The organism is Candidatus Tisiphia endosymbiont of Melanophora roralis (assembly GCF_964026575.1).
GTDB lineage: Bacteria > Pseudomonadota > Alphaproteobacteria > Rickettsiales > Rickettsiaceae > Tisiphia.
Genome location: NZ_OZ032161.1, coordinates 883,301 through 896,010, shown reverse-complemented (window position 1 = coordinate 896,010; position 12,710 = coordinate 883,301). Strand labels below are relative to the sequence as shown.

Below are 12,710 nucleotides of genomic sequence, written 5' to 3'. Positions count from 1 at the left end.
TTTAGGAGAACTAATGCAAAATGCAAGTACTTAAAAGTATCATCCCGATTATTATTATTGTGCAAAACTTTTTTACCTTTGCTAATCCTGAGGATAGTAGTAATCAACTATCTAGTATTCAGGACAAATATTTTACTCAATGTACTGAAGAAATGTCTGATAAAGATAATCTGCTTGTTGATTGGTATCCACTAGAACCCTACCAATTTAGTCATATAGCTAAAAATGGTCACTATTGTGTTACTGGCTTAGATATTGAATTAATCAATAATATTAGTAGCAAAATTAGCATTGGCGTACAATATGCTGATTCTGTGTGGGAGCGAGCAATATCAAATATAGGGCATGGTGACAGTGATATGGTGGCGGGAGCTACTTATACTGCTGAGAGAGCAGTCTTTGCTAATTTTTCTCTTCCATATCGATTTGAAGAAATTTCCTTATTTACTTTACGTTCAGCAAAAAAACAATTGAGTTTTAGTAATATAAATGAATTTTTAGCTCAGATACGTTTACTAAATTTCCGTCTTGGTATAATTAAAAAAGCTGTTTATGGTGATGCAAGAACGACTGATTACCTAAATCAGGTGAATAATAATGATATTATCATTAAATATGGAAGTAATCTAGAGTTATTTAATGGGCTGCTACGTAATGAAATTGATGGGTTTCTTGCTGACAGAATTTCAGGGGTAGCTCTTGCATTAAACTATATTAAAAAAGATCAAATAGAAGAAATCCCTACTGGTATTAAAACCCCTGTACATTTAATGTTCAGTAAGAAAACTGTATCTTCTAACATAGTCGCACGGTTTAACGATTCAATAAAAGAATTTGTCGATAGCGATGAATATAAAAAAATCGTTAAAAGCTATATATATCATATTTTATTGCCAAAATCTATTGATTCAGAATGGTGTTATATTATTGGAGTTATCGGGAGTATAGCATTCGCGATTTCTGCTATCACTATATCCTCTAAAACAAATGCCACGTTGTTTGGTACTTTTGTATTAGCAATGTTACCGTCTCTATTAGGATGTATTTTACTCGATATTATAATAGTACACCATGGTGATAATATAAAACTTGTTTTGACTCCATATTATACTTTCCGTGTTTTTATAACGGTACTTGTTGGCTTCTCTACCGTTAAACTCCTAGCTTATTATAATAAGCAGTTATATGAGGATAGTTTTATCCAAAAAATATGGAGTAATACTCTTGTTATTTGTGATTCTTTAGGGCAAGCATCCTTTATGATAATTGGCGTTGTAACCGTAATTGTACAAAGAATTGAACCTTTAGAGTTTTGGGGACCATGTTTTGCGTGTTTGACTTCTAGTGCTGGTATAATATTGCGGAATTTAATTTGTAAGCATGACAAGAATATGGAGTATATACCTAGAGAAGTTAATTTTGAAATATTTATATTATGGGGTGTAATCTTTAGTATATTATTAGATGCTTATGCTTATAATCCTAATTATAATACAATAAAATACTCTATTATTACGGTAATTGCAGGTGCTTTTGTCAGTAGGTTTTTAGTTCACTACTATAATATTCCAAACTTAACTTTTCGTTCGGATAATGGGAGTATTGCGAATTGATTCTTTTAGCTAATGGTGATAGAATTGATGTCATATATGGACGAAGTCCATGCAATCATTCCCGCGGGGGCAATACCACAACTGTTGAAAGTTTACAAACACCTATACCACCAGCGTCTATTAGCGAGCGTAAGTGAAGCAATCTAGGAAACAATCTATAAATAAATGATGTTACTGGATTGCTTCGTCGACCTTACAGCCTCCTCGCTAATAGACGTATAGCTAAGATTAACATATGGCTAAAACCTTCTTAGGTTAACTATAAATAAAGGAGAATTAGATATGAGTAAAACAAATGATAAGGTATCAATTTTTACTGCCGTCAAGCAAGTTTTTAAATCGGCTAATCATACTTTGAAAAATCTACAAGAAAATATTTATAAAAAAGAAAAAGAAGTATTAGATATAAAAAACCTCAAAGATAAAGAGAAAATTGCCAAACAATCAGCAAAAATAGAAAAAAAGATAAAAAAAATAGAGGAATATAAAAAATTAGTTGAGCAAAGGCAAGCGGATTTATTAGCAGAAATTACTAAGTATAAAGAGTTAATTGCATTAGCAAGGCAAGAACCTCAGCAAAAACCTCAAGAAAAAAAGACAAAAGAACAACTGAAGTCATGGGAAGAAAAACTTAATGCATGCAACAAAGAGATAGAGGATTATAACAAGTTAGTTAACTCACATGATAAACAGCAAGCAGGAAAGGAGATAAAACAGGAACAAAAGCAACAAGAACAACAGCAAAAGCAAGCAGAAAAAGAGATAAAGCAACAGCAAAAGCAACAAGAACAACAACAAAAGCAAGAAAAAAAGGAGATAAAGCAACAGCAAAAGCGAGAACTTTCCTATCAAGAAGAAAAAGAGAAATTTTTTAAAATATGTAGCGATATTTTAAAAGATCAAACTCATTTAGAGAAAATATTATCTCCTTTAGCAGAGGCAAGAACAAAAGAAAAAGGTATTGGTAAAGGTCAGGCATTTAAAGCTGCCATAGAGGGTATACAATTTGCAGTAAGTCATGCTAAAACAACTGTTGGTGTTATAACTTCAGGGGGGTTTTATGCTAAGGAAATAGAGAAATTGCAGAAAATATTAAATGGTGAAGAAAAATATGATCCATCTAACCCTCCTTTCTTTATAAAATTATTACAAGATCCTGATACAAAAACATTTCTTACTCAAAATGTCGAAATAATTAATGGATTAGTGGAAAATCTTGCTCCAATTCTTACCAAGATTGCATTAAAAGAGTTGGGGAAAATAGATGAGATACAAAAAGATTTTAACTCTAAAAAGGATGATATACAGAAATTACCGGAACTAGACAAAGAATTACAAGAGCTAAAATCATCTACAATAAGAAAAGAATCTAAAATTAAAGAATTAGAAGAAAAAATTGATTCTTTAAAATCGCTACAAGCTAAGTATGATAGGGCTATTTTATTACAAGAATTAAAGAAAGCTGGTTTTGATGAACAATATATAAATAGTCAATTATTACCTATTGTCAAAAATACCGTTGTTGAGATACTTAAAAATCCTGAAAATATTATAGAAATTGTGCAGCTAACTGCCGATAGAGCTTTATCTGACGACCCTCAAGTAAAAAAAGATTTACTTGCTACAATATTAGATAAAATAGATCTTAGTGTACTCATAAAAAATGATATACTATCTAAATTCTTAATTAATGATGGAGACAATATAGCCAAAGCATTGCAAATAATCATTGGATCAAATACAGAACTGCAGGGAACGCTTAGTAGCTTGGGAATGGAAAAAGAATTATTACCGGAAGTAGTACCTGTACTTTCAGAACTTATTGGTAACGTTTTAGCAAACCATGAAGGGGTTAATAATATATATGAAGCTTTAAAGCCAGTTATATTGGATGATACTGATGATAAAATACGAGAGGCTAAAACTATTTCGGAAGTAAGTCACCTAGATAAACAAGGTGGAGCTAAAAAACTTGCTATTGTTAAACAGTTACCTAATATTTTGTTACAAGATGCAACCTTAACAACACTAAAAGAGAGATTGCCGGATGTTTTAGCAAAAAATAAAACAGAGATTGCCAATGTTGCTGTTCAAGTTTTGCCAAAATTGCTTGAAACACTAAAGAGTAATGCTGAATCTTTAGCTCAAAGCAATACTCAAAATTTAGAGAAGGAGGATATTTATAAAGTAGTAGTATCACCTATTGTTCCAATGCTAGCTAATGTGAACCCTGAATTTTATGGGAAGGTAATTCCTACAGCTATTGATGTGCTACAAAATACCATGAAAGCACTAAGTCTAGAGCAAATAAAGGCACTCTATCAAGATATACAAACAATAACTCAGGAAACTGGTGATATTGAGTTGAAAGATCAAGCTACAGAAAGATTAATTAAACAATTTATAGGATTACTTGAAAATGTAGATGTCCAGAAAAATATAAAGGAGGATTTGCCAAATTTACTTAGAGCAAATACAGAAACTATCAAGGCTATAGTTAATAATATTAGCAATAATAATCCCCAAATTGCAAGATATGGTGTACCACAAGAATTGATAGATGCTACAGTGCCATTAAGTCGATATAGTGTCAGATGGTCTTAGTACAGTGCCAGAGCTAGTTAGAATTAATAGTAATTTAGCTAAGTACCAAAATGAGCCTAGTAATGAAACTAGTAATGAAGCTACGCTAGAAATTTTGTCTAATATAATTGATGATGCAGGTAAGATTGCTCAAAATATTACTCCTCTATTAACTAAGAGTATCCCTGCTTATTTACAACAAAATAAAGATACTATTTTAGCAGTTACAAAAAATATAACTGAGCAAAAAGAGGTTAAAGCTAGCCTAGATACCGCTGAAGTTAAACCTGATCTAGTGTTAAAGATGGCTGAGTTAGCTATTGATATTGTCCCACAAATATTACCAATAGCAACTGATTTGGTTAATGCTACTTTAAAAGATAAAGAGGGGGTAACAACTATTATTACTAAAATTCAAGACCTAGTAAATAGTCCTGAACAAGAGAAAATTGCTCAAGCTGTTACAGTAGCAGATTCTATTTTAGATTTTATAAATAAACCAGAAAATGCAGATGTGAGGAAAATAATTGATAAAGATATTCCAAAGTTTCTTGGTGAGAATGCTGAGCGATTTGGTGCTGTAGTTGATGAATTTCTCAATACAACAGTTGTGGGTAGGAATTTAAAAGTAAAAGGTCAGGAAATTATTGAGTTAGCTAGCAAAAAGATACCAGATTTAACAAAGATAGCCGAACAATTTAAGACTGGTAATTATAACATGGTTATGTTCGGGATATTCAAATTATTATCTGACAAGAAATTACTAGGAATAGTATCAGAAACATTAGTTGAAGGGGCTAGATTCCTAATACAAAGAAGTTTTACCTCACTGAGAACACGTAGACAAAAATGGAGTGAATCTTTAGGCAAAGTTCGTTTTAGTTTTTCTGATAAAGATTCTCAGCAGAGTGTTCAGCAAAGTTCTCAGCAAATAGATGAAGGGAAACTTGATTTAAGTGAGTTACTTCAACAACAAGCTGATGCCACCAATATTGGTACAATCTCAAAAACTGTAGAATATTCTCTAATAAGTAAAGATTTCAGAGGTTTGGTTTTTGACAAAGAAAATCCGATACCTACTGAAAATGTTATAATTAATGGGTTTAATTTTGATAAGGCGATATTTAAAGAACGTTCTTTTCAAAATAGTGAAATTAGCAATTGCTCTTTTAAAGGAGCTATTTTTAAAGATAAAATTAGTTTTGAAGGGGCAACTATTGATGCAAAATCTTTAAAAACTCTTTTGCCTGCAATTAATAAATATAATAAAAATCATGCAAATAATAAAATAACTTTAGATAATGTTAAAATTGTTGGCGATATAAGTGGGCTAACATTTAAAGATATTTCTATGAAAGGCACAGATTTGACTGAGGCACAATTTACTTCAGAAGACTCTAAGTCTAAGAGCAAGGCAGTTAGTAAAGCTACGTTTGATCAGGTTAGTTTTGACGAGAAAACGAAATTACCTGAACATAAAAAAGATGTTCAAAGTGAGGCTAGAAAAATAGGTAAAGAAGCAACCAGTTATGTGGCAAAGAGTACTAAAAGCAAGAATGGTAAAATGGCCATTAATGATATAAAGAATAGTGTATCTAAACATGTTGTGCCAAATGGGACATCTAACAGCGATATAAAACATTTGCCATCTCCCAAGTCTAAACAAACAACAATTACTGGAAGCGTAATATAATCTCAAGTATCGATGTAAGACATCGGTTTAATAGCCTAGGGTGTCATTCCACAACTGTTGAAAGTTAAAAATCGTCTCGCGATGAGCTTTGTAAGCCCTAAATCGTCATTGCGAGGAGGTTGTAAGACCGACGAAGCAATCCAGTAACATCATTTATCTATAGATTATTTCCTAGATTGCTTCGCTTACGCTCGCTAATAGACGCTGTGGTTAGATATTTGTAAACTTTCAACAGTTGTGGGTGTCATCCCTGCGAAGGCAGGTATCTAAAAAAACTTGATTATCGAGTATTAAATTATAAAACCACTTGACATGGTTTTTCTTATAGTTTAGGTTGCTTAGAAATGAACATGGGTATTAAATGGATGCAGTAAATTCTTCTTTCAATATGTGGAATAGGGCTAGAAATAGTAAATTTAGACACGTTGTTTGGCCTATTAGATCTAATGAGTTAGTAAAGTTTATACCTATGGCTTTACTAATGTTTTGTATTCTCCTTAACCAAAATCTAGTACGTAGTATCAAAGATAGCTTGGTAGTGACATTAATTAGCACAGAAGTTTTAAGCTTTATAAAACTTTGGGGTGAGATGCCTATGGGTGTCTTATTTGTCATTCTTTACTCCAAACTTTGTAATATTATGACAACTGAGCAAGTGTTTAGGATAGTAGTATCTTTTTTCTTGGGATTCTTCATATTATTTGCTTTTGTGTTGTTTCCATACCGGGAATATTTTCATCCAGATCCTGAAGTAATAGAATATTATGTTACCGTACTTCCACATTTAAAATGGTTTATTATCATTTGGGGAAAATGGAGTATTGTGTTATTTTATATAATGGGGGAGTTGTGGCCAGTAATTGTATTTACACTATTATACTGGCAACTTGCTAATAAGATTACCAGTATTGAAGAAGCTCCAAGATTTTATACGTTTTTTTCCTTATTTGGTCAAACTAACTTACTAATATCTGGCAGTATAATTATATATTTTGCCAAAGGTGAACATTTTTTGTTACCTCTATTTTCCCATCTTAACGACAAAACAGAAATTCTCCTTAAATCGTTTATGCTAATCATTATAATTTCCGGTCTAATTTGTTTAATCTTGCATAGATTTGTTGAATCGAAAATTATAGAAACTACTAAAAATATTAGATTCAAAAATAAAAGAACCGATATACTAAAACTAGGGTTAGTTGACAGCAGCAAAATAATTTTTACATCTAAATATTTAGGAATTATTTGTGTATTAATGATTTCATATTCCATGACAATCAACCTAATTGAAGGATTATGGATGTCTAAAACCAAGCAATTATACCCTAGTACCCAAGCCTTTATATCTTATCACGGTGAGGTGTTTTTTTGGACGGGAGTACTTACTTTAATTTGTGCTTTTCTAGGTAGTAGTTTAGTCAGGATTTGTGGTTGGTTTTGGGGAGCAGTGATCACCCCTATCGTAACACTGTTATCAGGTATGATGTTTTTTACCTTTGTTGTACTAGAAAAACCTTTATTGGCAATTATGACTGGTCTTAGTTATCTTTCTCCATTAATGATCATTGTTTTTGTAGGCGGTTTGTGGCATGTTTTAGGGAAAAGCGTAAAATATTCATTGTTTGATTCTACTAAAGAAATGGTATATATACCTCTTGATAATGAAATGAAAACTAAGGGAAAGGCAGCAGTAGATGTACTTGGATACAAAGTAGGAAAATCTTCTGGAGCAATTATTCAATTTGTCTCTTTCAGTATTTTCCCAAATGCTGTACATAACGATCTAGCTGGTTTTTTGATGGTTGTTTTTCTTGTTGTTTGTGTAGCTTGGATTTTGGGTGTAAAAGTCTTAAATCGATATTACAAAAACTTACTAAACCTGAATTCGATGTAACAAGTTACATCGAATTCAGTGATATATATAGAAACAATCAGGTTTGAAGCGGTTCTTCACCTGATTGTTAAATATTAATTTGCTAATAATTTTATTTTTATAAGTATAAAAATAAAATTATTAGCGGTAATAGATTAAAATGCATTCGTGCCAGCCGCTTCAAGAATGCATTTTTCATTATAAGAAGCCAATTCGATATAAGAATTATTAATTCTTATATCGAATTAAGGTTACTAAGGTCTAACAATTATAATCCTTAAGGTTGATTATTTGTGCTGTCTTAATATCTATATTAGAGTGGGAGGTAGCCACAATAACTCCAGCATTATTTGCTTTCAAAATAATCAAGTTATATAGTAATTCTTTGTTTTCTTGATCTAGGTTTGCTTCTACTTCATCTAATAGCCATAAATTTGACTGGCAAGCAATGAGTTTTGCTAAGGCAACTTTCTTTTGGTTACCAGCAGATAGCTTGTAACATTTCTCATGCAAAATATTATGTAACTTGAAATAGTATATCGAAGATTCTAAAGCTTCAAGGGAATCATAAATTGTAGACCAAAATTTTAGATGCTCTAATACAGTTATTTGGGATTTTAATCCAAGATTATGTCCAATATAATTACAATAAGGTTTCTTTAAATATTTACAGTTCAATGATCTATACAAAACATTGCCACTTGTTGGATTTTGTATATTAGCTACAATTCTAAGTAGTGAAGTCTTCCCGCAACCATTTGCTCCCTGTAAATAAACTATAGATGATGGTAAAAAAGTCATACTAATATTAGTGAAGATAGTTTTTTCGTCTATAATAAGAGTTAGTTGTTCAAATGACAGCATTTATACGATTCTAAGAAAGTTTTTATATAATTTACTTCAAATATTTATTTTTTCAAGTTAAGTTAAATGAAGGCCTTAGTGGTAGGTATTTTTAGTGTATACTTGAATTTTAAAAAATTGGAGGAACGGGAATGAATCCTGATTATCTTAAAGAAATATCTGTAGGAGATAATCTTTATAAAATTTTTGATATAAATAAAGCGGCAAGTGATATTAATCTTGAGTTAAAGCGTCTACCTTATAGTTTAAGGATATTATTTGAAAATGTCCTTCGTCTAACTGGTAGTAAAAAAAACTTGTTACTATTTAAAGAATGGCTTAAGGCTAGAAAATCCGACGCTGAGATACCGTTTATGCCGGCTAGGGTACTAATGCAGGATTTTACCGGAGTTCCTGCCATTGTTGATTTAGCTGCTATGCGTGATGCTATAAAAAAACTAGGGGGTAATCCATTAAAGATTAATCCTCTGATCCCGGTTGACCTTGTCATAGATCATTCTGTACAAGTTGATTATTATGGAACAAGTGATGCGTTTGCTAAGAATGTCAAAATGGAAGTAGCACGCAATCTAGAGCGTTATGAGTTTTTGAAATGGGGGCAAGAAGCATTTGATAATTTTAGAGTAGTACCACCAGGAACAGGAATCTGTCATCAAGTTAATTTGGAATATTTAGCCAATGTTGTGTGGAGCAAACAACAAAATGGTGTAACTTTCGCTTATCCGGATACATTAGTTGGCACAGATAGTCATACTACGATGATTAATGGTTTAGCAGTTCTTGGTTGGGGAGTTGGGGGAATTGAAGCTGAGGCAGCCATGCTTGGTCAATCTTTATCAATGATTTTACCAGAGGTAATTGGCTTTAAGTTAACTGGCGCTTTAAAGGGAATGATTACTGCTACAGATTTGGTGCTAACAGTTACTCAAATGCTAAGAAAGAAAAATGTAGTCGGCAAATTTGTTGAATTTTATGGAGATGGGTTAGAATCACTGAGCTTGGCAGATAGGGCGACTATATCAAATATGGCTCCTGAGTATGGTGCTACTTGTGGGTTCTTCCCAATTGATAATGAGACTATAAAATACCTTAATTTTACAGCTAGAGATCAAAATAGAATAAAGCTAGTAGAGCAATATGCCAAGCTACAATCATTATGGTTTGATCCAATAATTACTCCAGAATATACTGATATATTAGAATTGGATTTATCCGCTTTAGAATCTTCCCTAGCTGGTCCAAGACGTCCACAAGATAGGGTTAACCTAAAAAATGCTGCTAGTAATTTTAAAACTGAACTACCTTCTCTAACTAGAGGTGATGTTGATATTGATAAAAAGTACTCTGTTGATGAGCAATATAGTATAGGACATGGTGATGTCGTAATAGCTGCAATCACAAGCTGTACAAATACTTCGAATCCTACTGTGATGATCGGGGCAGGCTTGCTTGCTAAGAAAGCAGTAGAACTTGGGTTGATGAAAAAACCATGGGTTAAGACTTCATTGGCCCCTGGTTCAAAAGTAGTAACGGAATATTTAAAAAAAACTGGACTTGACCAGTATCTAAATAATTTAGGTTTTAATCTTGTCGGCTATGGTTGTACTACTTGTATAGGCAATTCTGGTTCGCTTATGCAGGAAATAGAAGAGACTATTGCCGGGAACAATCTTGTTGTTGCTTCGGTGTTATCTGGTAACAGGAATTTTGAAGGAAGGGTACATCCTTTAACAATAGCTAGTTATTTGGCTTCTCCTCCTTTAGTTGTTGCTTATGCTCTAGCAGGTACTATGAACATTGATCTTGAAACTGACGTGATAGGTAAAGGTCATAATGGTAAGGATATATATCTTAATGATATTTGGCCAACCCACCAAGAGATAAAAGAGTTAATAGATCAATCTATTAACTCTAAAATGTTCAAAGACAAATATAGTGAAGTATTTTTAGGTGATAAAGAGTGGCAAGATATTAAGGTAACTAAAACCGATACTTATAATTGGAGTAAAGATAGTACTTATATTAACAATCCTCCTTATTTTGAAGGTATTGAACATATATCTAGTAGCTTGCACGATATAGAATCTGCTAGAATATTAGCTATTTTTGGCAATTCCATTACGACTGATCATATATCTCCAGCCGGCAATATTAGTAAAACAAGTCCTGCCGCTAAGTATTTAACTGAGCATGGCATTCTACCTCTCGATTTTAACTCTTATGGATCACGGCGTGGCAATCATGAAGTAATGATGCGAGGCACTTTTGCCAATAATAGGATAAAAAACGCCATGTGTCCCGGAATTGAAGGAGGGGTAACTATAAACCAACTAGGTAATCAAGAGAGTATCTATGATGCTGCAATGGATTATAAAGCTCATTCTGTGCCTTTAGTAATTTTTGCAGGCAAAGAATATGGCTCTGGTTCATCAAGAGACTGGGCAGCAAAAGGTACTAGTTTACTTGGAGTAAAAGCAGTAATTGCTGAAAGTTTTGAAAGAATTCATAGGTCAAACTTAGTGGGTATGGGTGTTTTACCGCTTGCTCTTTCTTCTTCTACTGTAAATGACTTAAAACTTGATGGTTCTGAGTATGTCACCATTACTGGCTTGAGTAATGAAATAACGCCTTATGAGCAACTTAATTGTATCATAAAGAGAAAAAGTGGTATAGTTGAGACTATCAAAGTAATATTACAAGTTTTTACAGATAATGAGATAGACTATATAAAACATGGTAGTATAATGCATCTAGTAGTTAAAAATTTAAGAGATGAACATGGATAAGGAGATTAAGAAATACATAAATGCAGGGAAAACAAACCTTATAGTAATATATATATTATTTCTGTGCGGAGTAGTTGCACCATTATTACCTATTATTGGAGCAGTTTTTGCATATATTAATAAGGATATTAAAGATGGACTTTTAGCTAGCCATTACACTTTTATATTACGTACTTTTTGCATAGGATTTATTGGTATTATAATATCTATGATAACCACTATAATACTAATTGGTCCGGTGTTATACGCATGCTTGTTTGTTTGGTTTATATTAAGAATCGCTATAGGCCTCAAATATTTGTTGAATGATACAGGACATCCAAACTATATGACTTACTGGATAAAATAATGTTTATTGAAACCGTACTTGGAAAGCAAACTAAATATGCAGATTTGTATGACAATAGTTTACTATACCCAATCAGTCGTAAATTTGCTAGAGATAGCTTACAGATATTAGGTTCTTTGCCGTTTAATGGATTTGACATTTGGAATTGTTATGAAGTTTCTTGGCTAAGCCCAAGTGGTAAACCTGAAGTAAAAATATTGGAGTTCATGGTAAGTTGTGAGTCGCCTAATATTATAGAATCAAAATCACTAAAGCTTTATTTAAATTCTTTTAATAATACTAAGTTTGATAATAGAGAGCAAGTAAAGGAATTAATTGCAAAGGACTTAAGTTTGGTATTTCAAGCACCTGTAACTGTTTCTATAAAAGATTTAGAATCATATGAGGGAACAAAGCTGCAGTCCTTTTCAGGCATAAATTTGGATAGGCTGGAGGTGACAATTACTAGTTTTGAGACTAGCCAAAATTTGCCAAAATTATCTGAAGACGATACGCAAGTAGTAAATGAAGTACTATATTCTAACTTGCTAAAATCGAATTGTTTAGTTACTAACCAACCAGATTGGGCATCGGTACAAATTAGTTACAGAGGCAAAAAAATTGACCATAGTTCTTTATTAAAATATTTTGTATCATTTCGTAATCATAATGAGTTTCATGAACAATGCGTTGAGCGTATTTTTTGTGATATTAATAAGTTTTGTATTCCCGATCAATTAACTGTTTATGCGAGATATACAAGACGTGGTGGCATAGATATTAACCCTATACGCTCCAATTGCAACCTAGAGGTTACAAAACTTAGTAATATAAGACATATTCGTCAATAATAATGCTTAGTGGTAGTATCAATTTAGAGTATATTTATATTAAACTCGATAATCAAGTTTTTTAGAATTATTAAAAAATACGTCTATTAGCGAGGAGACCGTAGGTCGACGAAGCAATC

General features: G+C 32.3%; 8 protein-coding genes. 7 read left to right on the top strand and 1 reads right to left on the bottom strand.

Annotated elements, in window-relative coordinates; genetic code table 11:
* Nucleotides 1–20: 20 nt before the first annotated feature.
* The 4 genes from AAGD53_RS04355 to AAGD53_RS04340 all read left to right on the top strand — a co-directional run bounded on the left by AAGD53_RS04355 (nt 21) and on the right by AAGD53_RS04340 (nt 7,783).
* The gene (locus AAGD53_RS04355; RefSeq protein ID WP_341762332.1) at nt 21–1,613 is read left to right on the top strand and encodes a transporter substrate-binding domain-containing protein; all 1,593 of its coding nucleotides are present in this window, start codon (nt 21–23) and stop codon (nt 1,611–1,613) included.
* Nucleotides 1,614–1,895: 282 nt separating this feature from the next.
* Entirely contained in the window at nt 1,896–4,217 is a 2,322-nt protein-coding gene (locus AAGD53_RS04350) for a hypothetical protein (protein ID WP_341762331.1), read from the top strand.
* Nucleotides 4,201–5,889: a hypothetical protein gene (locus AAGD53_RS04345; protein WP_341762330.1), complete on the top strand. Its 1,689-nt coding sequence runs from the start codon at nt 4,201–4,203 to the stop codon at nt 5,887–5,889. Before AAGD53_RS04350 ends, AAGD53_RS04345 begins: the two co-directional genes overlap by 17 nt.
* 361 nt (nt 5,890–6,250) lie before the next feature.
* Nucleotides 6,251–7,783, top strand: coding sequence for an NTP/NDP exchange transporter (locus AAGD53_RS04340; protein ID WP_341762329.1), 1,533 nt, complete (start codon nt 6,251–6,253; stop codon nt 7,781–7,783).
* Between the two features lie 240 nt (nt 7,784–8,023).
* Here AAGD53_RS04340 and ccmA read toward each other — a convergent pair whose 3' ends face one another.
* Nucleotides 8,024–8,626 (bottom strand): heme ABC exporter ATP-binding protein CcmA, encoded by a 603-nt coding sequence (gene ccmA / locus AAGD53_RS04335; protein WP_341762328.1) that lies wholly within the window; start codon nt 8,624–8,626, stop codon nt 8,024–8,026.
* A 131-nt stretch (nt 8,627–8,757) separates the two neighbouring features.
* On the opposite strand from ccmA, the gene acnA reads away from it, so the two are divergent.
* Genes acnA through queF form a run of 3 tightly spaced genes read left to right on the top strand, consistent with a single transcriptional unit; the run spans nt 8,758 to nt 12,591 of the window.
* Nucleotides 8,758–11,412: an aconitate hydratase AcnA gene (acnA, locus tag AAGD53_RS04330; RefSeq protein WP_341762327.1), complete on the top strand. Its 2,655-nt coding sequence runs from the start codon at nt 8,758–8,760 to the stop codon at nt 11,410–11,412.
* Entirely contained in the window at nt 11,405–11,761 is a 357-nt protein-coding gene (locus AAGD53_RS04325) for a hypothetical protein (RefSeq protein WP_341748473.1), read from the top strand. The genes acnA and AAGD53_RS04325 overlap by 8 nt, the downstream gene beginning before the upstream one ends.
* Complete coding sequence (queF, locus tag AAGD53_RS04320; protein ID WP_341762326.1) at nt 11,761–12,591, top strand: NADPH-dependent 7-cyano-7-deazaguanine reductase QueF; 831 nt, start codon at nt 11,761–11,763, stop codon at nt 12,589–12,591. The genes AAGD53_RS04325 and queF overlap by 1 nt, the downstream gene beginning before the upstream one ends.
* Nucleotides 12,592–12,710: the final 119 nt, after the last annotated feature.